Genomic DNA, 24,584 nt, shown 5'->3' with positions numbered 1-24,584 from the left:
CCACAATTATGTTCGGAATTTTTAAAAATATGTTTTCAAAAAAAGACACCACACAAATGGAAAAATTAATAAAAGAAGGTGCGTTCCTTGTAGATGTTCGCACACCAGCAGAATTCGCAGAAGGTCATGTAAAAGGATCTACCAATATTCCTTTGGACCAAGTAGCGAGTCAATTGGAAAAATTCAAAGGAAAAGAACAAATTATTGTTTTCTGCCGAAGTGGGAATCGCAGCGGTCAAGCCAAAATGATTTTAGAACAAAATGGTTTCAAAAACGTTACCAATGGCGGTACTTGGCAAGATGTAAATGAAATGATCAATAAATAAACAGCAATAATTTTAAAATAGTGTGCAGTTTAAAACAAGAAAAATACCTGTTTTAAACTGCACATTTATTTATTCAGCAATCAAAATTTAGACGATTTGATTGGTACCTGTTTTATAAAACATTTTTAAAACATTTGATATTTCAAATTGATTTAAATAAAGAGTAAATTTGATAGTGCATTTAAAAAAATTACTGATTTTTACTTTTCTACGAAACGAATAAGAATAAACTACTTTTTGCACTTAATTATAAAATAATATGGAAACGAAAAAAGCAATGAACAAAGACTTAATCTTAAGAGAGAAATTAGCATTACAACGGACTGTATTGGCTAATCAATCTACTTTTCTTGCCTTTTTGAGAACCTCCATGTATTTTTTGATTGCAGGTTTGAGTTTGAGAAATTTATTAAAAATTGAAAATAGTTTACTCATTGAAATTGCACTTTTTATCACTTCATTCCTCATTTTTATTTTTGGAACGGTGAACTATGTTAAACACAAAAAATCCATTGCAGAAAATAAAAAACACATTGGTGACTACCAGTTAGAATATTACAAATTATAGTAGTAAATCCTTCTTGTCCCTAACATCTATTAATTTAAAATCCATAAAAAATAGCAATTGAAAACAAATACAGCCAAACTTGGACTGAAAGAAAATTGGAAACAATTTACTATTTTGGTTATTGTCAATGCTTTTGTTGGAGGAATGATAGGAATGGAACGAACCATTATTCCAAAATTTGCTGAGATTGAATTTGGCATTGCTTCGAAAACCGCTATTCTCTCTTTCATCATTGCCTTTGGAATCACGAAAGCAATTACCAATTATTTTACTGGCAAACTGGCAAATCGTTTTGGCAGAAAAAATTTGCTTTTATTTGGTTGGATTCTGGCCATACCGATTCCTTTTATTTTGATATATGCTGAATCTTGGAACTGGGTGATTTTCGCCAATATTCTTTTGGGCATTAGCCAAGGACTTACTTGGAGCAGCACCGTGGTGATGAAAATTGATTTGGTAGGTGAAAAAAATCGCGGATTAGCAATGGGGCTCAACGAATTCGCCGGTTATTTTGCCGTTGGATTAGTTGCTTTTCTGTCGGGTTACATCGCCCAAGAATATGGCATTACGCCCTACCCTTTTTACTTGGGAATCGGGATTTCGATAATTGGTTTTCTATTGACTTTGTTTTTCGTCAAAGACACCCGAGTATTTGTGCACCAAGAAAATGCGACCAATACAACTGAAAAATTACAAAATATTTTCCTCGAAACGACTTTCAAAAACAAAACATTAAGCGCTATAACGCAAGCTGGATTAGTCAATAACCTGAATGACGGGATGATTTGGGGGCTTTTGCCTATTGTGTTGCTTTCTTTGAATTATGATTCTCAGAATGTTGGAATTATAACTGCTATTTACCCTACTGTTTGGGGTTTTGGACAATTAGTAACCGGAAAAATGTCCGATGTTTATTCGAAAAAAAAGATGCTGTTTTGGGGAATGTTACTGCAGGGAATTGCGATACTTTTTATTCCTTTTGCTGCAGCATTCTATCAATTGGCCGCCATTTCAGCCTTTTTAGGTTTGGGAACGGCTTTAGTTTATCCCACTTTTTTATCAGCTATTGCGCAAGCGACAAATCCACATCAGAGAGCAGAAAGCATTGGTACATTCCGACTTTGGAGGGACTTAGGATATGCGATAGGCGCAATTATTTCAGGAATAACAGCCGATTTGTTTGGCCTAAATTATGCCATTATTCTGATTGGCGGTATCACCATTATATCGTCCCTAATTATTGAAATCCGAATGCCGAAAGACTCTTTGTAAAAAACAAAACTTATAAATTGAATTGAAAACAACCTCTTTTTAGAGAATAATAATTAAAAAATGGAACCAAAAAAATCAAAAAAATCCACTATTCAAAATATTATTTTTATTGTATTGATAGCACTGCTTCTGTTTAGTCCGGTGGGTACTTTTGTAAAAGTGCAATTGAATAGATTAATTGCCTTTTCGCCCAAAACTATTGCCGTAACAGAACAAAAAATGCTTTCCACTTATCAATGGCACTTAAAAGACGACACAGGAAAAACTGTGTCATTAGAAGTATATAAAGGAAAAATAATATTCATTAATTTCTGGGCTACATGGTGTCCGCCTTGTATTGCCGAAATGCCAAGCATCCAAAAATTATATGTTGATTATCAGGATAAAATGGTCTTTTTGTTTGTGACAACAGATTCTTTCGAAAAAGCAAATGCTTTTATGATTAAAGAAAACCTAACGCTTCCTGTCTATCAATCTTTAAGTAATCCTCCATTGGAAATGGAATCTTCAACAATTCCAGCCACGTATCTTATTGATCAATCAGGAAATGTAATTGTAGCCAAAATTGGCACCGCAAATTGGAACAGTGATTCATTCAGAGCAAAGTTAGACGAGTTACTAAAAAAATAATCCCGATAAGAAAACGTGCTTTTAACACTGATTAAAAAGTTTGACTTCAATAAAAACAAAAGAGTATGCAATTAAAAAAACTATAGCTACATACTAATTTTTATCATAATTACTAAAAGTATTTGAAAAATCAAATACTTTTTTTGGTTAAATTTTAATACACTTCTATTAATTTAAATTGTAAATTACTGATTATTAATGTTTTAAAAAACTAAAAGCAATTATAGTTTTTTAAATCCTTTTTTAGTTATGTGACAAAAGTAACATAACTACTCATTTATAAATATAACCTTTGCATCTATAAATAAACAAATATGGAAATTTTAGAATTAATCAGAGAACCTTGGCCTTGGTATATTGCAGGCCCATTAGTTGGACTTACAGTTCCGGCTTTGTTAATCATTGGAAATAAATCATTTGGTATTAGCGCCTCATTACGTCACACTTGTGCCATGTGCTTACCGGCAAACATAAAGTTTTTCAAATACGATTGGAAAAAAGAAATCTGGAATATGTTTTTCGTTTTCGGTATTTTATTGGGTGGTGTGATAGCATACAGCTTTTTGTCAAATCCTAATCCGATTATCATTGATGGAAATCTACAAACCGAATTGGCTGGCTACGGAGTTACTGAAATTTCAGGAATGCTACCAGAACAATTGTTCTCGTGGGCAAGTTTATTTACACTCAAAGGCTTTTTTATGATGGTTGTTGGTGGCTTTTTTATTGGTTTTGGTTCTCGTTATGCGGGAGGTTGCACCAGTGGTCACGCCATTTCCGGTTTATCTAATTTACAAATGCCATCGCTTATAGCAACATGTTGTTTCTTCATTGGCGGATTGATTATGGCAAATGTTATTTTACCATTTATTCTTTCACTTTAAAAATTACTAATTATGAATATAAAAGATCAAAATAAAGATTTCGAAACGCGTTCCTTAGATACGGTTTGTATCAACGAAAGCCGTTTAGAGCACAAATGGTACCATAATTTAAAATACCTTGTAATTGGTATTTTATTTGGTATTGTTTTCATCAAAGCAGAAATTATCAGTTGGTATCGCATTCAGGAAATGTTCCGTTTCCAATCTTTTCACATGTATGGCGTTATAGGAAGTGCCGTTGTAGTGGGAATAATATCCGTTTTTCTGATAAAAAAATTCAATATTAAAACCATTTATGGAGAAAAAATTGAATTCCACGACAAAACATTCAATAAAGGTCAAATCTACGGCGGACTCATCTTTGGATTGGGTTGGGCAATAACTGGAGCATGTCCAGGTCCATTGTTTGCACAAATTGGAACGGGTGCCACAGTGATGATTGTTACCTTATTTTTTGCAATCGTGGGAACTTGGGTATATGGCTATTTTAGAGATAAACTGCCTCATTAATACATTTATGATTCCAGAAAAACAAAATATTGTCCAATTTAAATCGCTTGTAAAAAAACTGATTTATCTCTTTATGACTATTATTTTCTTAGTAATATCATTGTTATTGGTTTTGTTTTTCAATTCATCCATCACCTCTTGGTTTCAAAAAAGTGATTCGGATCTCGATTCACTTTACATTGACGCTAAAAAAAAGGTACTTGTACAAAATGAGATGGCTAAAGCTTGGAAACCTGCTGATATTAGTCTGATTAAAGATGCGAGCTTAAAACAAGAAGTAGAATACGGAAAGGATTTAATTGCGCATACGGCTAAATATTTGGGACCAAATGGCAGTGTGAAACAAATCACCAACGGGATGAATTGCAACAATTGTCATCTGGATGCCGGAACAAAACCTTGGGGAAACAATTATGGTTCCGTATATTCTATGTATCCAAAAATGAGAGCCAGAAGCGGGCAAGTGGAAAATCTATACAAAAGAGTCAACGATTGTATGGAAAGAAGCTTAAATGGTCTGCCACTACAAGAAGATGATAGAGAAATGAAAGCCATGATAGCGTACATTGAATACATTGGCAGTACTGTTCCTAGAGGAAAAGAAGCAAATGCGGCTGGAATCTATGATTTGGAATATTTAGATCGCGCTGCTGATCCGGTAAAAGGAAAAACTTTGTATGACGCCAAATGTGCAAGTTGCCACCAAGTAAATGGTGAAGGGATTTTGGCAGCAGACAAAAAAGAATATACCTATCCGCCACTTTGGGGCAAAAATTCATATAATAACGGCGCAGGATTATTCAGAATCAGTCGGTTTGCAGGCTACATAAAATACAATATGCCTCTGGGCGCCACGTATGAAAACTCTCAATTATCAGATGAAAAATCTTGGGATATTGCGGCTTATGTGGAAAACCAACCTAGACCATCGAAAGATTTAAGTCGAGACTGGCCCGATATTTCTAAAAAACCGGTCGATCATCCTTTTGGACCTTTTTCAGATAGGTTTATGGAAATCCAACATAAATTTGGACCTTTCAAACCGATCAAAGAAACAAAAAAGAAAAACGAAAAAAAGTAATTTTAAAAAATTAATTATGAAAAATCTAGCAGTTTTATTTGTTCTGTTATTTGGTTTGATTTCAATCGCGGCATTGGCACAAAAAAAATCGAATAGCCATAAAATAGTCTTTCAGTTTACCAATGCTAATGATACTATTCAACAGAAAGCATTTGCAAACCAGCTTAATAATTTAACTGCTCACTGGCCTAAAGCAAAGTACGAAGTGGTGGTTTACAATATGGGATTAGAGTTTTTAATGCCCAAAAAATCAAAGCACATCGCAGCAATTAAAGCGCTTCATGAAAAGGGAGTTCGTTTTGTAGTTTGTGAAAACACTATGAAAAACCGAAAAATAACTAAAGACCAATTGATCCCTGAAGTAGAATATGTACCCGCCGGCATTGCTGAAATTGTTGAAAAACAAGAACAAGGCTGGAGTTATATAAAAGGCGGATTCTAAATTATATTTTGCATAACCCTATATCATCAATTTGCTCTAGGTCTTTTGCAAAAAATAGTTAAAACTAAACTAACAACCCTAAAAAATAAATAATAGACGAAGATATTTTCTAAATCAAAGGTGACTTATGTTTGGATGCTAAAAGTATCTCGCTGCTTTTCCTCAGACTGATATTCACTATGAATTTCAGGGTTTGATGCACAATTATTGTCTGTGCACCTATTTAATCTGGAGAAACCTACATCAACAAAATTTTATTTTCAATAAAAGAATAAGAGTATAATTAATTTTATACTCCATTTCAATTTTTGAAATACTACTTTTTTAATCCAAATGATAAAATTTCTTAATCAAATAATCAAAGATAAAATAGAGTAAGATGCCCACTATGGCAAATGTTATTATTAAACTAACTAGATTGATCACGATATTGGGAATAAACTTCAGTCTAGGATGTGTTAATACGGGCTCCCGATGCAGTCTTTCATGAATTTTTTTCTTTGTTATTTTGACTTTTTTTCTGATAATCGAATTGTTTTTAAAGACTTATTCGGTCCTGAGTTAAAATAAAATTATGCTGCTATTTTAGTATTCTAAAGTAAGTAATTAATTTAATAATGGAACATTAGGAAGCACAAAAATAGAGATCTATTTTTTAATTCGTCTGGTTAGCATGAAATTTCAAAAATCCTTTCTTTCAATATGGACCGGAATCTGATCCATAGCTCGTTCTGCAATTGCTGTGATGGAAAGTGATGGATTAACTCCTGGATTTGCAGATATCATGGAACCGTCAATGATCAACATGTTTTGATATCCAAAAACTTCATTGTTTTTATTAATGACTCCTTCTGAACGATCTTTTCCCATCACTGCACCTCCCAATACATGGGCAGTTGACGGGATTCCTGCTACGGATTCCAATACAAATGAAGTTGCTTTACCATTGATTATTTTGCTGTATTTTTCTGTTAAAGCGATAGACTCCGGAATATAAGCGGAGGGTTTTAATCCGGTACCTATTGTAGATGACATTCCGCCAAAAAAGTTGTTTTTGAATTTTAAAGTACTGTCAATTGACTGCATGAATAATAAAACAGTAGTGCTTTTTGACCAACTGTTTACCCAATAAATTTTGAAATAGGACAACGGATATTTTATTACTTGCTGCGTCATGTTTCCCATTCGTGCCAAGGCATTTTCACCATTCGACAAAGGCAAATGAAGCAATTTCCAAAAACCCGATCCTTCTGAATACCTTACAATTTCCAAATGACTGTTGTCATCCGTGTGAAGGAGACTGCCTATAGCCACTCCTTTTGATAAATTTTTAGTTTTGTCCAAAGAGGAAACACTGATTAGCGTTTCATTATTGGTTCGTATATCAGCACCCAATTTATCTGATAATAACGGAAGTGATTTCGTCTTTAGTTTGAGCAGTAATTTAATAGTTCCCAAAACTCCTCCCGAAAAAATTACTCCTTTTGAAGTAAATTCTCTTCTGGAACCAAAAAATTTTGTACTGGATTTTACAGCGACTTTGTAGCCTGAAGTCCCATCTTTATCCTCAATTGGCAAAACATTATAAACCTCATTTTCAGCAAGGATTTCAGCGCCATTATTTTGTGCCAGATACAAATAATTTTTATCAAGTGTATTCTTTGCATTGTATCTGCAACCCGTCATGCAACCTCCGCAAAAATTACATCCGGCTCTTTCCGGACCTTTTCCTTCAAAATAGGGATCCTTTACTTTTACTTCTTGTTTTCCAAAAAAAACTGCAACATCAGGATGTTCAAATTGATCTTCTTTCCCAATTTCTTTTGCTAATTCCTTCAATGCAAGATCACCGTCAAACAATTTGGGATTTCTGGATGCACCAAGCATGGTGAGTGCTTTTTTATAAAATGGTTTTAATTCGGTTTCCCAATCTTCTAATTCGCTCCAACTTCCTGATTTAAAAAATGCCGATTTTGGTACAGGCAAAGTATTCCCATAAACCAGCGAACCGCCGCCAACTCCAGTTCCCGATATTATTACGATATGCCTGAAAATACTCATTTTCATGATACCAAAGAAACGCAACGAAGGCATCCACAACCATTTTCTGAGATTCCAATTGGTCTTGGCAAAATCTTCCGATTTGTACCATTTGCCTTTTTCAATTACTAAAACTTTATATCCTTTTTCAGAAAGCCGTAAAGCACTTACTGAACCTCCAAATCCGCTTCCTATTATTATGTAATCAAAATCGTATTGCATCTTTTTTTATGTTATATCCCAAAAATAAGCAATTATTTTGAATAATATGCATGCATAGTAAAAGGTGCTAATCAATTCTTTTGACAATAAAAATCAACTTTTTGTTTCTCCAAAACAAAAAAAGAAGAGCATTTCAGATTTGAAATGCTCTTCTTTTTATAATCAAAATTAAACCCATTTAATATACGCTCCGAAGTTGCACTATATTTTGAGTTAGCCGTTTATATTCCTTTAATATTACCTTTATTTTTCAAGAAAATGACTTCAATTATTTTGCTGGTCATTTCTTTCTCAATTTCTAATTGATTGGATAAAACTTCAATTACGTTTTTTTCTTCTTTTTCCAATGTTCCGTCCGCAAGTAAAACTTCCAATGCAAGAGCAAATACGGTTTCCTTATCTTCTCCTTTAATCCATTCGGAACAAGCCGAAATATATTTTAATTGTCCCAGTTCCGCTCGTACATTAAATGCTTTTCTATAGAGAGGTGCAATATCAATTCCGATAAATTTCTGTTTTGAAGACAATACTCTGGATAATGTTGCTGTTTCCGAATCGGTGATTTGATTATCGGCAGAAATACAAGAATATAAAATGCCAACCCAAGCTTCAAACTCAGAATTTACAGTATTTTGACTACTATTATTATTTTCAAATGAACTCATGTTTTATATTTTTGGTTAAAGTTACTGCTAACAGTCAAATGGTTTACTAGGTTTTAGTAATAAATTATGATTTAAAAATTTATAAATTCATTGCAGATTTAAAAAGTGCGCTTCAGCAAAATAATTTTAATTTCAGTAAATTTTAAAATATTTCAGAGATAACGCAACACCTAAAGCTTTCGGTTGGCAAACCGTAAATTTAATACAACTATAACACTATAAAGCTATTAAAAAAAGCCGTTATTACTATAAATTCATTAAATTTAGCATATTCAAACACAATTACCATTATCAATTTTATCTATTGAAAATTAAATCAGGTATGGATTCTTTGTGGTAAATTCGCTTTAAGAAAATAAAAAATAATTATACTATGGAAAATAATACAAACCCAACATCCTACAATGTCAATGGAGAAAGCAAATGCCCATTTTCTGGTGCAACTGCTCCAAAGCAAAGTGCGGGTGCCGGTCCAAGTAACCGCGACTGGTGGCCAAACCAGTTGAAATTAAATATTTTACGCCAACATTCTTCCCTATCCAATCCTATGGGAGAAAGTTTTGATTATGCTGAAGAATTCAAATCATTGGATTTAGACGCTTTGAAAAGAGATATATTCGAAATGATGACTACCTCTCAGGAATGGTGGCCGGCAGATTATGGTCATTACGGACCTTTCTTTATTAGAATGGCTTGGCACAGCGCAGGAACCTATCGAATTGCTGATGGTCGTGGTGGAGCAGGTTTTGGAACGCAACGTTTTGCACCCTTGAACAGCTGGCCTGATAATGCCAATTTAGATAAGGCTCGCTTATTATTATGGCCAATAAAACAAAAATACGGTAAGAAAATCTCTTGGGCCGATTTAATGATTCTAACCGGTAACTGCGCTCTTGAGTCGGCTGGATTAGAAACATTTGGTTTTGCCGGCGGACGTGCCGATGTTTGGGAACCAGCTGAAGATATTTATTGGGGTTCTGAACGCGAATGGTTAGCACTTAGCAACACTCCTAATAGCCGTTACTCAGGTGACCGTGAGCTAGAAAACCCTTTAGCAGCAGTGCAAATGGGACTTATATATGTAAACCCAGAAGGTCCTGATGGAAATCCTGATCCGCTATTGGCAGCCCGTGATATTCGTGAAACTTTTGCCCGCATGGCAATGAATGATGAAGAAACAGTTGCACTTATTGCCGGCGGACACACATTGGGGAAAACCCATGGTGCTGCTGATCCAAATAAATACGTAGGTCCAGAACCTGCAGGAGCTGGTATCGAAGAGCAAAGTCAAGGTTGGAAAAACACTTATGGGAAAGGTAATGCAGAAGATACAATTACCAGTGGTCTTGAAGGTGCATGGACAACTACCCCAACAAAATGGAGCAATAACTATTTCGAAAACTTATTTGGTTTCGAATGGGAATTGACTAAAAGTCCTGCTGGTGCGCACCAATGGAAACCAGTAGGAGAAGCAGGTGCTGGTACTGTTCCAGATGCACATGATCCTTCAAGAAGTCACCAACCTTTTATGTTGACTACCGATTTATCTTTAAGAGTAGATCCAATATATGAGAAAATTTCAAGACACTTTTTTGAAAATCCAGCCGAATTTAATGATGCATTCGCAAGAGCATGGTTCAAATTGACGCACAGAGATATGGGACCAAAAGCACGCTATTTGGGACCAGAAGTTCCTAGTGAAGAACTAATCTGGCAAGATCCAGTTCCAGCAGTAACCAATCCGTTGATTGACGAACACGATATTGCTACACTAAAAGTTTCCATTCTAGCTTCTGGATTGTCTGTATCCGAATTAATTTCTACTGCTTGGGCATCGGCATCTACGTTCCGTGGATCTGATAAACGTGGTGGTGCAAACGGCGCTCGTATTCGTTTAGAACCGCAAAAAGATTGGAAAGTGAATAATCCTTCTCAATTAGAGAAAGTATTAGCAACGCTTGAGAACATCCAAAAAGAGTTCAACAACGCAAACTTTGGCGGTAAGCAAGTTTCCATTGCAGATTTAATAGTTTTAGGTGGTAGCGCCGGAATTGAACAAGCTGCTAAAAATGCTAATTTTGAAGTAAATGTACCTTTTACTCCAGGAAGAACAGATGCTTCACAAGAACAAACAGATGTAGAATCATTTGCAGTTCTTGAACCTCAGGCTGATGGTTTCCGTAATTATGTGAAAACAAAATATACTGTATCAGCTGAAGAAATGTTGATTGACAAAGCACAATTATTGAACTTATCAGCTCCGGAAATGACAGTTCTTGTTGGTGGACTTCGTGCTTTGAATATGAACTTTGATCAGTCTCAAAGTGGAATATTTACAAAACGTCCAGGTGCACTGACAAATGATTTCTTTGTAAATTTATTGGATTTAGGCACTACTTGGAAAGCCCTTTCAGAATCTGATGATGCTTTTGTAGGAACTGATCGTAAAACCGGTGCAATCAAATGGGTTGGTACTCGTGTAGATCTTATTTTTGGATCTAATTCAGAGCTTAGAGCTATCGCTGAAGTTTACGGTTGTTCAGATGCTCAAGAAAAATTTGTAAAAGACTTTGTTGCAGCATGGACTAAGGTAATGAACCTAGACCGTTTCGATTTAGTTTAATTTTAGATTTATAATTTGTTTAAAAGGTGGTCTGGTAACAGATCACCTTTTTTGTTTTTATAGGTTATATAGAATCTCCTCACCAACCTCAACTCCATAAAAAAAGCCATCTTGAAAAAACGAGACGGCTTTACTTTTCTAATTAAAATAGATTTACATCGTATAATCCGTGTTAACAAAATTGGATTCTTTGCTGTTTAATAATTCCTGCAAAATAGCATTATTATAGTCATTGTCTTTTGAAGCTACAAAAGTTCTAATCGAGAACGAACGCAAGGCATCGTGAATACTCAACGTTCCTACAGCTGAATCTTTACGTCCTGTAAATGGATATACATCTGGACCTCTTTGGCAAGAACTGTTTAAGTTTACTCTGCACACTAAATTCACTAAAGTATCAATTAGCGGCGCAATAGTTTTAATGTCACTTCCAAACAAACTCACTTGTTGTCCGTAATTCGATTCCGCCATGTCGTTCAATGGTTCCTGAATATCCTTGAAAGTCAGTATTGGAATTACCGGACCAAATTGCTCTTCGTGATACACTCGCATTTCTTTATTTATTGGAAACAAAACTGCCGGAAAAATATAATTTGGAGTGTGTTTTCCTCCTTTTTCATTAATGATTGCTGCACCTTTTTTGACAGCATCATCAATTAATTCCTGAATGTAAGCCGGTTTTTCTTTTTCCGGTAGCGGAGTCAGCATAACCGCTTTATCCCATGGATTTCCAAACACAAGCGAATCTACTTTGGCAGCGAAACGCCTGTTGAATTCATCGGCAATAGTTTCGTGGACGTATAAAATTTTCAATGCCGTACAGCGCTGCCCGTTAAATGAAAGCGTTCCTGCAATGCATTCTTGAATAGCCAAATCTAAATCGGCATCCGGTAAAATGATGGCTGGATTCTTAGCTTCTAAACCTAATATCAAACGCAATCTGTTTTTATTTGGATGCTGATCCTGTAATGCAATTGCCGATTTACTGTTTCCTATCAAAGCCAAAATATCGACTTTTCCGGACTTCATTATTGGCGAAGCAACCTCACGTCCTCTACCGTAAACAATATTGATGGCTCCTTTTGGGAAACTGCTTCTGAAAGCTTCTAACAAAGGTGAAATTAATAATACACCGTGTTTAGCAGGTTTAAAAATAACTGTATTTCCCATAATCAATGCCGGAATCAGCAGCGCAAAAGTTTCGTTTAAGGGATAATTGTACGGTCCAAGACACAATACAACTCCTAAAGGTCCACGACGCACCATGGCATTAACGCCCTGACTTTTGGTAAAACGAGAACTATTTCGGTCTAATAATTTATAATCTTCAATGGTATCGTAAATATATTCTACCGTTCGGTCAAATTCTTTTTCGGAATCGCCAAGAGATTTACCAATTTCCCACATCAAAAACTTAACGACTTCACTTCGGGTTGCTTTCATTTGAGTGACAAAATTCGCCATACATTTGATACGATCAGAAACTTTCATCGTAGGCCATAATCCCTGACCGTTATTGTAAGCAACACTGGCTGCATTGACAGCTTCCAGCGCTTCGGTTTCGCCCATAAAAGGAATAGAACCTAATATTGTTGGACCGTATTCCTCCGTAGATGAAATCGTTGAAAAAACAGCGGTTGTCTGACCTTCCCATTTTTTCAATTCGCCATCCACTAAATACGTATCTTGATTTAATAATGTTGTAATCTGAAATTCTTCTGGTATTATATTCATACTAAAGTATATTATATTTATAATTTTAATAAATAAAAGAGGCGGTTGCCTCTTTCTGTTTTATGGTTCGACAACTTCGCCATCCCAATCTAAAATGCCACCAGTTAAATTATAGGCATTTTCAAAACCCAACTGATTCATTATTTCGCAGGCTTTTGCGCTTCGCATTCCGGAACGACAATACACATAATAATTTTTACTTTTGTCCAAATTTTCAATCTCATTTACAAAATCCTGCCCTCTGTGAATATCAATATTGATGGCATTAGCTATAAATCCTTCGTTAAATTCGTCTTCTGTTCTCACGTCTAAAATCACTGCGTTTTCATCAGCTTCAAACTGTGAAACCCAATCTTCTTGTGTTAAATTCATAATGGTGTTTTTTGTAAAAATACAACGTTTTTACCGAACAATAAACGCATGAATTGTTAATTAGATAATAATCTTTAGAAATCGTTTTCGCAAAACATTAACTGTCAATAAACTATAAATTGGGCTTTTATTTTTACGAAAAACAGTCTATTAAATCCATAGACAATATTACAATACTAATCCGAAAATCAAGTACTTGCCACGATTTTTAGTCGCAAAATCAGTCTGTTTTTTTGAGTTTTTACACTACTTTTACATTATAAAACATAGAAAAAAACTAAAATGCTTGATCCGATAAAGAAAATATTTCCTTCCTTTTCTACTGAATTAGTCAAAGATATTGATGCCAATGCTTCTATTCAATCTTTCAAAGCGGGCGATATCATCATGCGAACTGGACAGTATATCAAAAATACGGTGCTAGTAATCAGTGGAAAAATAAAGGTGTATCGCGAAGATGAAAATGGCGGTGAGTTTTTTATGTATTATTTGCAACCCGGGCAAGCCTGCGCCATTTCTATGATTTGTGCGACCAAAAATGAAAAAAGCCAAATCATGGCAAAAGTTGTTGAGGATGTCGAGTTGATAATGGTGCCATTACCTTTGATGGATAAATGGATGATGCAACACCGCAGCTGGTATGAATTTGTTATCGATACATACAGAAGTCGTTTTGAAGAAGTGCTGGAAGTCATTGACAGTATCGCTTTCAGAGCCATGGACGAACGTTTGGAATTTTATTTGAAACGTCATGCCGATGCTTGCGGTTGTAAAGAATTGAAGCTTTCTCATCAGGAAATTGCCTCTGAACTGAATACCTCACGAGAAGTAATTTCCCGTTTGTTGAAAAAAATGGAACAACGCGGCATAGTTGCTTTGCATCGCAATAACATTGAACTTTTAAAATAAATTCTATCAATTCATCGAGAAAATCCATTTTTATAAATGCTGATTTTTCCGGGTGAATTTTTTAAAACCTGAATACCAACACTTTATATTACAATTTCATAAAAAAATCACTTTGTAAAATAATCACTAAGCTTCATTTTTGATTATCTTTAGTATTGTTTTTTTGGGATTATTTCCGAAATAGAAAAAATCAATCAATCAACTTATTTTTTGGTTCCAAAATAAAAGCAATGTAACAATTGTCACTGTTTATCCTAAAAAACAGAAGTACATTTGTACTATAAATTTAAAAAACGCAATCATGCAAATAGAACAAATATATACCGGATGTTTAGCACAAGGTGCTTACTATATTACTTCAAATGGCGAAGCTGCCATCATTGACCCGTTACGAGAAACTCAACCGTATTTGGACCGATTGGAAAGAGACGGCGTAAAATTGAAATACATTTTCGAAACCCATTTTCATGCTGATTTTGTTTCCGGCCACGTTGATTTAAGTCGTCAAACTGGCGCTCCAATTGTTTATGGTCCAAATGCGACCTGCGAATTTGATTGCATTTCTGCAAAAGACGGACAGGAATTCAGCATAGGTAACATCAAAATAAAAGTATTGCACACTCCGGGACACACCATGGAAAGCTCCACTTTTTTATTGATTGACGAAAACGGAAAAGACCACGCTATTTTCTCCGGTGACACTTTGTTCATTGGCGATGTGGGGAGACCGGATTTAGCACAAAAAGCGGCGCACATGACACAAGAAGAATTGGCCGCTACCCTATTCCATTCTTTACGAGATAAAATTATGACTTTGGCAGATGATGTTATCGTTTATCCGGCTCACGGTGCGGGAAGTGCCTGTGGAAAAAACATGAGCAAGGAAACCGTTTCGACCATTGGAGACCAAAAAGCGACTAATTATGCGTTGCGTGCCAACATGACGGAAGCCGAATTTATTCAAGAAGTAACCGAAGGTTTATTACCACCACCCGCTTATTTTGGTATGAATGTGGCCATGAATAAAAAAGGATACGATAGTTTTGAGAATGTCTTGGATTTAGGAATGCGTGCGCTGTCCCCTTCAGAATTTGAAGTGGCTGCCGAAGAAACTGGAGCTTTACTATTAGACACTCGAAAAAACGGAGAATTTGCCAAAGGTTTTATTCCGCAATCCATAAACATTGGAATTGATGGTGATTTTGCTCCTTGGGTAGGCGCTTTAATTGCCGATGTAAAACAACCCATCCTGATTATTTGCGAACCGGGACAAGAGGAAGAAACCGTTACGCGCTTGAGCCGTGTAGGTTTTGATAATTTGATTGGTCATTTAGCAGGTGGTTTTGATGCTTGGGCAAAAGCGGGAAAAGAAATTGATACCGTAAATAGAATTTCAGCTGAACAATTTGCCAAAGAAGTGAAAATTGGCGAAAGCAAAATAATTGATATTCGTAAAGAAAGTGAATACTGCGCAGAACATGTTGAGGAATCCTATAGCAAGCCATTAGCGGCTATTAATGAATGGATTAAAGATATTAATCCAAAAGAACATTTTTACCTGCATTGTGCCGGCGGATACCGCAGTATGATTGCAGCTTCGATTCTGGAAGCGCGTGGTTTTAGAAATTTCACTGAAATTGAAGGCGGTTTTAATGCTATTGCAAAAACGGATGTTCCTAAAACGGATTTCGTTTGCAAAAGTAAAGTTTTGAAATAATTTATAACCAAATAAAAAAGTACAATGAAAAAAAACATGGGTTCAACAGACAAAATTATTCGGATCGCCATAGCAGTAGTAATTGCTATATTGTATTTTACCAATACAATCAGCGGGACACTTGCATTGGTTTTAGGAATTTTTGCAGCTATTTTTATATTGACGAGCTTTATTAGTTTTTGTCCATTGTATTCCCCGTTTGGAATTTCAACCCGAAAAAAAATATAACATGTCCGACTTAAAATGTTCTGATACTTCTTGTGATAAACCGCTGAACGCTGCTTATTGGGAGGCGCAATACAAAGCCAAAACCACCGGTTGGGATTTAGGCCAAGTATCACCGCCAATACAAGAATATATAGATAAGATTACTGATAAGAAGAAACGAATTTTGATTCCCGGTTGTGGCAACAGCTATGAAGCAGAATATCTTCTGGAACACGGATTTACAAATATTACACTTATCGATATTGCGCCGACACTAGTTGCCGTTTTAAAAGAAAAATTTAAAAATAATCCTAACATTCAGATTGTCTTGGGTGATTTCTTTGAACATCAAGGAAACTATGATTTGATTATTGAGCAGACTTTTTTCTGTGCTTTACCACCAACGATGCGTAAAAAATACGTTTGGAAAATGCACCAACTTTTGGACGAAGATGGAATTCTTGCGGGATTACTTTTCAATAGAATGTTTCAATCCGGACCTCCTTTTGGCGGAAGCAAAGAAGAATATCAAAAACTTTTCGCAGCCGCTTTTGATTTTATAAAAATGGATTCATCAGAAAATTCAATTGCACCAAGAGCAAATTCAGAGTTATTTATCAATTTGAAAAAGAACAGTAAAGTTGTTGTGAATTTATACGAATTGGAAGGCATTACGTGTAGCGGTTGCATGGAAACCATCACTGAAAAAATACTTGCAATTGACGGTGTTTTAAATACAAGCATCAGCAGTAATTTTGCTGAAGTTTTAATAGTCAGTACAAATGAAATTGAAACCAAAATATTAAAAGATGTTATTGCTTACGATGAAAAGTATACCATCAAAAAAATAAAGAACTAAATTCAGATTCCTTTTTTAGAGAAAAAAAATGAAAGCATTATTATTCACAAATTGGCATATTATGCGCTGGGTTCGCCTAGTGTTCGCCTTATTTTTATTCGCACAAGCCTATATTTTGAAAGAATGGATGTTCATTGGTTTTGGACTATTTTTTTTCGTTCAGGTTATTTTTAATTTTGGCTGTGGCGCAAATGGTTGTAGCATTCCTAACACTAAAAAACAATAACGATGAGTAATTTTGATACTATTATCCAATCCGAAAAACCGGTTTTAATTGACTTCTTTGCCACTTGGTGCGGCCCTTGCAAAATGCTTGGTCCCGTTCTGAAAGAAGTAAAAGACAGTTTGGGAGATCGCGTTTCCATCATTAAAATTGATGTGGACAAAAATCAGCAAATCTCAAGTCAATATCAGGTTCGTGGGGTTCCTACAATGATTTTATTTCAAAACGGAAAACAGTTGTGGAGACAATCCGGCGTATTGACTAAGGAGGAAATCATTAAAACTATTTTGGAAAAAAGTAATAAATAGCCAAAGCAGTAACGATCAAAAAACTTTTGTTGTGGTTTAATGGTACTTGTGTCTTTTCATAAATTATAACAGTAATCCGTTTCTAATTTTAAAACTAAATCAGTTTTTAATTCATTTATTGGGATGGAAAAATAAATGCAAACTGTTATTTTCCTATCTTAGTAATCACTATGGAAAAGCCACGCCAATACAGACTTTCAAAATCTGAATCTTTATTTGTAAGAGGACCTTTGACACGATTAAAAAATTTACTTTTCATTTTTAAAGTACTTTATAATTTCATCAGAGCGTTTCAAAAAATGCATTTTATTGGTCCTTGTGTCACCGTTTTTGGTTCCGCTCGTTTTGGCCCGGAAACTGCTCATTATAAAAGTGCAGAACGCATTGGTGCCGAAATAGCAAAATTAGGATTTACAATCATGACAGGTGGCGGACCTGGAATTATGGAAGCCGCAAATAAAGGGGCTTATAATGTTGGAGGCTATTCTGTAGGGACAAACATCGTTCTTTCAGTAGAACAGAAACCAAATCCCTACCTTCATAAATGGATTTACATTCCCTATTTCTTTGTGAGGAAAGTAATTCTAATTAAATATTCCTATGCTTTTGTAGTAATGCCCGGGGGAATGGGGACTTTGGATGAATTATTTGAAGCACTGACTTTAATTCAAAATAAAATCATCAACAACTTTCCCATTGTTATTTTTGATACTGTTTATCATAAGGAATTGTGCCATCACATTCAGATGATGTCAGATAATGAAAGTATCAGCTCCGAAGATATGAAGCTACTATTTGTTACTGACTCGGTAGAAGATTTAATTGAACACATCAAAAAGCATGCAATCAAAAAGTTCGGTTTAAAAAAACAGGCATACAAGCCTAAATGGTGGCTTGTTGAAAAAAAGAAATAGAAGTTCACTATTATTTCTCACCTAAAAATTAAATCGAATATTTACTCCAAAGACATAATATTTAATTAAGCAAATCAATTATTATACTTATTTAATAGTTTTAAAATATTATTTCACCACTCAATTATTCTCGTTTTGAGATTCTTTTTTTAACCATTTATACAGCACTTCTTCTAATTTACATCTGACAATTGGTTTTGAAACGTAATCATCCATCCCGGATTCCAGGCATTTTTCTTTTTCACCCAGCATTATTCCGGCAGTTAAGGCAATTATTGGAATTTTATTGTATTTTTTTAAATGTTTAATTTCGGCAGTAGTTTCATATCCGTTTTTATGTGGCATTTGGATATCCATTAAAATAAGATCCAGCTTCTGCTTTTTATACATCTGAATTGCCATTTTACCATCGGACGCCTCGAATATTGTGCTGTCAGGAAGTATTGATTTCAGTAATGTTCTCACCAAAAGCATATTAATTTTATTATCTTCAACTACTAATATATTTTTATGCGCCACATCTTTCGAAGAAATACGATTATTTTCAGTAACACTGTCGTTTTCTATGCTATTTGGAACATCGTAATGATCTGATTTTTCTAATTCGATAGTAAAGAAAAATTTACTTCCATGTCCATATTTACTGTTTAGTTCCAACTTGCTTTCCATAAGCGCTAAAAGTTGATTTGAAATCGCCAATCCTAAACCTGTACCTCCAAATTTACGCGTTATAGAGCTGTCTTCCTGTATAAAGGAATGGAATATTTTTTCTTGATTTTGCTCTTTTATCCCAATCCCCGTATCACTGACTGAAAAGTTAAAATAACATTTATTTTCATCTCCGGATTTGAAATCACAACTAATATCTAATGTTACACTACCTGCTTTAGTAAACTTTAAGGCATTGCCAATTAAATTCACTAAAATTTGTTTCAATCGTATAGAATCGGCAAAAACATAATGAGGAACATTCTGATCTATGTTTAAAATTAAATTTACATTATTTAAGCCCGCATGATATTTGAATATTTCAATGACGTGATGTGAGAGTTTAAAAATATTTATTTCTTCAATATTCAATTCTAATTTACCCGATTCAATTTTTGAAAAATCTAAAATATTATTGATAATTTCAATCAGTATTGTTGCTGATTCATTGACCGTATTCATGTATTCAGTCTGATTTTTATCAAGATTTGTTTTCATCAATAAATCAGTAAAACCAATTATTCCATTCAGTGGGGTTCTTATTTCATGGCTCATATTAGTCAAAAAACTTGATTTGGCTTTATTAGCTGATTCAGCTTGTTCTTTGGCTTTTGTCAGTTCTATTTCTAACTTTTTTAGCTCTGTGATTTCGATAAAACTAATCACTACTTCTGAAATTTCTAAATCATTATTTAAAACAGGGAAACCATTTAACAAAAGCCATTTTATGGATGTGATATCGGGTTTTTTAATTCCAATTATAAAATTTTTGAGTCCTTTTTTACTATTTATGATCTGATTTACTGGATAATTCTCTATTGGCAAAGACTTGTAATCCTCATTTATAAATTTCCAAACCGGATTGTAAGCCTGTTTTTCTATTATTTTTTCTTTACTCAAACCAATCAGTTTGGATGCTTTGGGATTAGAGAAAATTACTTTAGAATCTTTATCATGCAAGATAATTCCAACATCAAGATTGTTTAATAATTCTCGATACCGTTCCTCGCTTTGTCTAAGTGCTAATTCAGTTACTTTAAGTTCTGTTATGTCTACGACGGTAATCAGAGCCTGATCTTTGCTTTCTGATAAGATTCCTGTGAGATAAGCATTAATCAGAAATCCATCTTCTAAAAATAATTTAACTTCACAGCATTCTTTGACATCTTTAGTAAAAACGGTGTCTAAGAAGTTATTAAAAATTGATTTGGTATCATCGGAAATAAAGAAACCAAATTGACTGTTCAGTAAATTTGATCGTTGCTTTCGCAATAATTGAGAGCCCGCAAGATTGAGTTCAACAACTTTACCTGAATTTGTTAGCGTAAAATAACCCGCTGGAGCAAAATCATACAATTCAGTATATTTTTGAGTAGCAATTTCAGCTTGCTCTTTGGCAAGCATAAGCTCTTCTTTTTGCATCTCCAATTCTATCTGATGCACTTCTAACTCATGAATGAGTTTTAATGTTTCAACTTCTGAAAGTTTGGAACTAGCTATTGATTGTTTTTTTTGTAATAATTCTTCCGCCTTCTGTCTAAGAATTATCCGGGCTTCTGCTTTATTCTCAATATTTTCCATAAGTGCTACCTTTAAATATTACAATTTTTTATAAAGTTGAAATTACTAACCCATTCTATAAATTATGCTTCTATTCTTGCAATGCTATTTCATGTATAAAAAATTGGAGGTTTTTTTGATTGCCAATAAAATACATGGAACTAACAAGTTCAATATCAATTTTTTTTGCAGTTGCCGTTTCAATTTCCAGATAATTAGAACGAAACGATTTTATGTTACTTAATTCAATAAATTTTTCTTTATTTTTAATAATATTTTTAAAAAAATCCACTTCCCAAATTTCTTTTCCGATAAAATTTTCTTTTGAAGAGCCTATTAAATCGGTTAAAAAAGGATTAATGGCATTTATTTTTCCCGTCTCGACATCAATAAATAAAATGCCGTCTTTAACCGATTCGAAAAGGTGTTTGTATCTTGTTTCGGCATTAGCCAAAGCTTCCTGAACAAAGACACGATCAGAAATATCGCGTATAATGCATTGAATTACCTTTTTATTATTAACTAGATATACATTACTGACAAACTCAACATTTATTTTTCTCCCTTTGGCGGTTTCTAGCGGCAAATTTTCATAACGGACAAATTCTTTTTTCTGTAATTCTAAAAATTTATCTTTATTGGCTACAAGATCTTTTAAGAAACCAATTTCCCAAATGGTTTTTTCAATAAATTTTTCGTGAGAATAGCCTAACATATCCTCTAAAAACGGATTAACATCCATTATCATACCCGTTTCAGCATTAAGGATTAGAATCCCATCTTTTGCAGACTCAAAAAGTCGTCGGTATTGGTTTTCCATTTTGAGAGATTCTTCGGCTTGTTTTGCTGCTGTTATATCTGTAAATGTAATTACGAGTCCATCAATACGGTCATCCAGCGTGCGATAAGGCATGATTCGTACATAATAATATCTACCATCATTTGTCTCTACTTCTTTTTGAATCGAAATTAGCGTTTTGATTACCTCAAGAGCATTATCTACCATGTCGGGGTATTTCAAATCACAAACTAAATCCGTAAAAGGTCTTCCAGTATCAGTATTCCTTAATTTGAATATTTTAGTTACCGGATCAGTGAACCTGCGTATGTTTAATTCTTTATCTAAAAAAAGAGTGGCTATTTCAGTACTGTTGAGCAGGTTTTTCATATCATTGTTTGCCTGTTCAAAATCAATTAATTTACTTTGAAGCTCTGTATTAACCGTCTGCAATTCTTCGTTTAGACTTTGTAGTTCTTCCTTGGAAGTAGTCAACTCTTCATTAGTGGACTGCAGTTCCTCATTAGTGGATTGCAACTCTTCATTAGTAGATTTAAGCTCCTCCTGTGAGGTTTGCATCTCTTCTCTAATGCTATTCAAATCTTCATTACTGCGTATCAATTCTGCTTCCAGTTCTTGTTGTTTCGCGGCAACATTTTGTTTTTTGGATTTTACCGAACTACCGTCTGATTGCAAAGTAGAAGTCACATCATTGAATACCACTAAAATCATCCCTTTCAAGGCTTCAGGGTTTTCAATTTGCTGCACAGTCAAATTTATAAAATAAGAAATCCCGTTTTCAACTATCTTTATATTATCAATTTTAATTGAATCAAAAGTTTGCATTGCTTTACGGAATGCTCCTGGCAATTCATTTCTTAAACCTTCGCGGGCCATGGCATGAACATTCCAGTTTGCTTTACCTGCAACGGGTTCAAGATATTTACCGGTTCTTCCGGTGATGTAAATTATATCTCCTTTATTATTGACTAATACACTTGCAGGAGAAAAACGCTGCAACAAAATTTGATCAGTAAGGGTTTGTATATTTTCAACAACCTTAGTTTCTTTCATAATATCAGTAGTTAATCTTTTTGTTTGCGAAAATGAGCTTGGAAAATTAGTAAATTCCGGGGATGCCGATTTTGAAGTACGTTTAAAAAATTTTAATTTGGAATCAATTACCTCAAATCCTTTGATACTGCTTCCAATTGTCTCTGCTGTTCCAAGTATCATTATTCCTCCAGGATTAAGGCTGTAATTAAATAACATTATCAGTTTATTTTGCAACTGCGGTTCCATATATATCAGCATATTGCGACACGTCAATAGATCCAGTTTTGTAAAAGGGGGATCTTTTATCACATCATGAGGCGCAAAAACAATCATTTCCCGAATGGAACTATTCACCCGGTAATTTCCGTTTTCATTTGTAAAAAACTTTTCAATGCGCTCCGGCGATACGTCCTTTAAAATGTGGGGCATAAAAACTCCTTTTCTAGCTTTTTCGATAGACAGTGTGTCTAAATCAGTGGCGAAAATTTGCAATTTTATTTTTTTGGGTTTTGCTATTTTTTTGATTGCTTCTTCAAAAACGATAGCTAGGGAATAAGCTTCTTCTCCGGTAGAACATGCAGGAACCCATACCCTAATGGTATATCCGTTGGGTACCTCGTTTAATAAATTTGGAATAATTTCTTCTCTGAGTTTTTCCCAAACAGCAGTATCCCGAAAAAAACTGGTTACACCAATTAATAACTCTTTGAAAAGAAATTCCACCTCTTTGGGATTTTCCTGTAAAAAACGCACATATGTTTGTATTTTATCAATATGATGTATTGCTTTTCTTCTCTCGATACGGCGCATCAAAGTATTTTTTTTATACATCGAAAAATCATGTCCAGACTGTTCCCGCAACAGGATTATTATCTTTTCAAGACTGCTTTTAACTCCATCAACTATTTCAGATTCGATACTTTTTAGTTCAGGAAAATATCTAAGTAAAGCAATCAATTTAGCAGGTAATTCTTCAACTGGTGCAACAATATCAGGTATTACTGCTTCTATTGCATTGCGAGGCATGCTATCAAATTTTGCAGAAGCAGGATCTTGAACAAGTACAATTCCATTTTTTTCTTTAATGGATCTTAGTCCCAAACTACCATCGGATCCCATGCCTGAAAGAACAATCCCTATGCTTTTTTGCATTCGATCCAATGCCAAAGACCTAAAAAAAAGGTCAATAGGTAATCGCAAGCCACGGGATTCAACTGGATCAAATAAATGCAACCTACCATTTAATATCGATAAACTTTTGTTGGGCGGAATTACGTATACTGAATTTGGTTTTACCCTAAGTGCGTCAGCTGCCTGCAAAACCTTCATTTCGGTCATTCTCTGCAATAGCTCAGGCATTATTCCAGCATGTGTAGGATCAAGATGCTGAATAACTACGAATGCCATACCGCTGTTATTGGGCATGTTCTTAAAAAATAATTCTAATGCCTCTAGCCCGCCAGCGGATGCTCCGATACCAATGATTGGAAAATCACTGCTATCGACTCCGGATAAGCTTAAATTTGGTTTCAAATCTAGAACTTTGCCTTCCTCAAGGCTGATTTGATTATTTTTTGTCATTACAAAATTAGAATTATCTGTAGTAATTATTAATTTGGTTCAAGTATTTCATAAAAATTACTCTTTCCACTTAAACTGTTATAACGGCTAATTTAATATGTTTTCTGGGAGTTTATTCGCTTTTAAAAAAGTAAAAAAGTTTAAAAACTATACACCCTTTCATAAAAAACCAATTTTATTTAACAATTGTTGAACTTTTATAAAATAAAGATATAGTTTAATTATGACATTTAATTCATTATTTTTAATAAAACCCGACCATCAATTATTTTAATTAAAATAATTAACTTATTTACAACTAATAAAGGTTAAATTTAATCAAAAAAAAATGATTTTAAAGAATAATAAAAATAAAACAAACACATTAAGTGCTGAAAAACAGATAAATACCTTCT

Annotated in this window: 22 protein-coding genes; 16 read left to right on the top strand and 6 right to left on the bottom strand. The window is 34.3% G+C overall.

The window, feature by feature from the left end; all coding sequences use genetic code 11:
* The first annotated feature begins 8 nt into the window (after positions 1 to 8).
* The 8 genes from BC952_RS11470 to BC952_RS11435 all read left to right on the top strand — a co-directional run bounded on the left by BC952_RS11470 (position 9) and on the right by BC952_RS11435 (position 5,713).
* The gene (locus tag BC952_RS11470; RefSeq protein WP_121365783.1) at positions 9 to 326 is read left to right on the top strand and encodes a rhodanese-like domain-containing protein; all 318 of its coding nucleotides are present in this window, start codon (positions 9 to 11) and stop codon (positions 324 to 326) included.
* A gap of 259 nt (positions 327 to 585) precedes the next feature.
* Complete coding sequence (locus BC952_RS11465; protein WP_121365782.1) at positions 586 to 894, top strand: DUF202 domain-containing protein; 309 nt, start codon at positions 586 to 588, stop codon at positions 892 to 894.
* A 57-nt stretch (positions 895 to 951) separates the two neighbouring features.
* Positions 952 to 2,166 carry an MFS transporter gene (locus tag BC952_RS11460; RefSeq protein WP_244200139.1) on the top strand — a complete coding sequence of 405 codons (1,215 nt, stop codon included), beginning with the start codon at positions 952 to 954 and terminating at the stop codon, positions 2,164 to 2,166.
* A 60-nt stretch (positions 2,167 to 2,226) separates the two neighbouring features.
* Entirely contained in the window at positions 2,227 to 2,796 is a 570-nt protein-coding gene (locus BC952_RS11455) for a TlpA family protein disulfide reductase (RefSeq protein ID WP_121365781.1), read from the top strand.
* A gap of 314 nt (positions 2,797 to 3,110) precedes the next feature.
* Positions 3,111 to 3,680, top strand: coding sequence for a YeeE/YedE family protein (locus tag BC952_RS11450; protein ID WP_425269361.1), 570 nt, complete (start codon positions 3,111 to 3,113; stop codon positions 3,678 to 3,680).
* A 12-nt stretch (positions 3,681 to 3,692) separates the two neighbouring features.
* Complete coding sequence (locus BC952_RS11445; protein WP_121365780.1) at positions 3,693 to 4,190, top strand: DUF6691 family protein; 498 nt, start codon at positions 3,693 to 3,695, stop codon at positions 4,188 to 4,190.
* Between the two features lie 73 nt (positions 4,191 to 4,263).
* Complete coding sequence (locus BC952_RS11440; RefSeq protein ID WP_121365969.1) at positions 4,264 to 5,271, top strand: c-type cytochrome; 1,008 nt, start codon at positions 4,264 to 4,266, stop codon at positions 5,269 to 5,271.
* Between the two features lie 16 nt (positions 5,272 to 5,287).
* Positions 5,288 to 5,713 carry a DsrE family protein gene (locus tag BC952_RS11435; RefSeq protein WP_147405278.1) on the top strand — a complete coding sequence of 142 codons (426 nt, stop codon included), beginning with the start codon at positions 5,288 to 5,290 and terminating at the stop codon, positions 5,711 to 5,713.
* Between the two features lie 681 nt (positions 5,714 to 6,394).
* On the opposite strand, the gene BC952_RS11430 is transcribed toward BC952_RS11435, so the two are convergent.
* A complete protein-coding gene (locus tag BC952_RS11430; RefSeq protein ID WP_121365778.1) occupies positions 6,395 to 7,975 on the bottom strand; it encodes a GMC oxidoreductase in 1,581 nt (526 codons plus the stop codon).
* Positions 7,976 to 8,196: 221 nt separating this feature from the next.
* Entirely contained in the window at positions 8,197 to 8,640 is a 444-nt protein-coding gene (locus BC952_RS11425; RefSeq protein WP_113666089.1) for a tellurite resistance TerB family protein, read from the bottom strand.
* Between the two features lie 373 nt (positions 8,641 to 9,013).
* On the opposite strand from BC952_RS11425, the gene katG reads away from it, so the two are divergent.
* A complete protein-coding gene (gene katG, locus BC952_RS11420) occupies positions 9,014 to 11,263 on the top strand; it encodes a catalase/peroxidase HPI (RefSeq protein WP_121365777.1) in 2,250 nt (749 codons plus the stop codon).
* 153 nt (positions 11,264 to 11,416) lie between these two features.
* On the opposite strand, the gene BC952_RS11415 is transcribed toward katG, so the two are convergent.
* A complete protein-coding gene (locus BC952_RS11415; RefSeq protein WP_121365776.1) occupies positions 11,417 to 12,997 on the bottom strand; it encodes an NADP-dependent glyceraldehyde-3-phosphate dehydrogenase in 1,581 nt (526 codons plus the stop codon).
* A gap of 60 nt (positions 12,998 to 13,057) precedes the next feature.
* Entirely contained in the window at positions 13,058 to 13,369 is a 312-nt protein-coding gene (locus BC952_RS11410) for a rhodanese-like domain-containing protein (protein WP_121365775.1), read from the bottom strand.
* Positions 13,370 to 13,651: 282 nt separating this feature from the next.
* On the opposite strand from BC952_RS11410, the gene BC952_RS11405 reads away from it, so the two are divergent.
* The 7 genes from BC952_RS11405 to BC952_RS11375 all read left to right on the top strand — a co-directional run bounded on the left by BC952_RS11405 (position 13,652) and on the right by BC952_RS11375 (position 18,506).
* Positions 13,652 to 14,278, top strand: a complete 627-nt coding sequence (locus BC952_RS11405; RefSeq protein ID WP_121365774.1) for a Crp/Fnr family transcriptional regulator — start codon at positions 13,652 to 13,654, stop codon at positions 14,276 to 14,278.
* Positions 14,279 to 14,579: 301 nt separating this feature from the next.
* Entirely contained in the window at positions 14,580 to 15,995 is a 1,416-nt protein-coding gene (locus BC952_RS11400) for an MBL fold metallo-hydrolase (RefSeq protein WP_121365773.1), read from the top strand.
* 24 nt (positions 15,996 to 16,019) lie between these two features.
* A complete protein-coding gene (locus tag BC952_RS11395) occupies positions 16,020 to 16,223 on the top strand; it encodes a YgaP family membrane protein (RefSeq protein WP_121365772.1) in 204 nt (67 codons plus the stop codon).
* A 1-nt stretch (position 16,224) separates the two neighbouring features.
* On the top strand, positions 16,225 to 17,061 hold the full coding sequence (locus tag BC952_RS11390) for a methyltransferase domain-containing protein (protein ID WP_121365771.1): 837 nt from the start codon (positions 16,225 to 16,227) through the stop codon (positions 17,059 to 17,061).
* A 28-nt stretch (positions 17,062 to 17,089) separates the two neighbouring features.
* On the top strand, positions 17,090 to 17,287 hold the full coding sequence (locus BC952_RS11385; RefSeq protein ID WP_121365770.1) for a hypothetical protein: 198 nt from the start codon (positions 17,090 to 17,092) through the stop codon (positions 17,285 to 17,287).
* Positions 17,288 to 17,289: 2 nt separating this feature from the next.
* Positions 17,290 to 17,592 (top strand): thioredoxin, encoded by a 303-nt coding sequence (gene trxA, locus BC952_RS11380; RefSeq protein ID WP_121365769.1) that lies wholly within the window; start codon positions 17,290 to 17,292, stop codon positions 17,590 to 17,592.
* 170 nt (positions 17,593 to 17,762) lie between these two features.
* Entirely contained in the window at positions 17,763 to 18,506 is a 744-nt protein-coding gene (locus BC952_RS11375; protein WP_121365768.1) for an LOG family protein, read from the top strand.
* Positions 18,507 to 18,626: 120 nt separating this feature from the next.
* Here the strand turns inward: BC952_RS11375 and BC952_RS11370 are convergent, their stop codons facing one another.
* The gene (locus BC952_RS11370) at positions 18,627 to 20,795 is read right to left on the bottom strand and encodes a PAS domain-containing hybrid sensor histidine kinase/response regulator (RefSeq protein ID WP_121365767.1); all 2,169 of its coding nucleotides are present in this window, start codon (positions 20,793 to 20,795) and stop codon (positions 18,627 to 18,629) included.
* Positions 20,796 to 20,865: 70 nt separating this feature from the next.
* Positions 20,866 to 24,189 (bottom strand): chemotaxis protein CheB, encoded by a 3,324-nt coding sequence (locus BC952_RS11365; RefSeq protein WP_121365766.1) that lies wholly within the window; start codon positions 24,187 to 24,189, stop codon positions 20,866 to 20,868.
* Between the last annotated feature and the right edge of the window lie 395 nt (positions 24,190 to 24,584).

The organism is Flavobacterium limicola, from assembly GCF_003634755.1.
Taxonomy (GTDB): Bacteria; Bacteroidota; Bacteroidia; order Flavobacteriales; family Flavobacteriaceae; genus Flavobacterium; species Flavobacterium limicola.
Note: the sequence above shows the minus strand (reverse complement) of the source record. Positions and strands in the feature narration are given on the sequence as shown.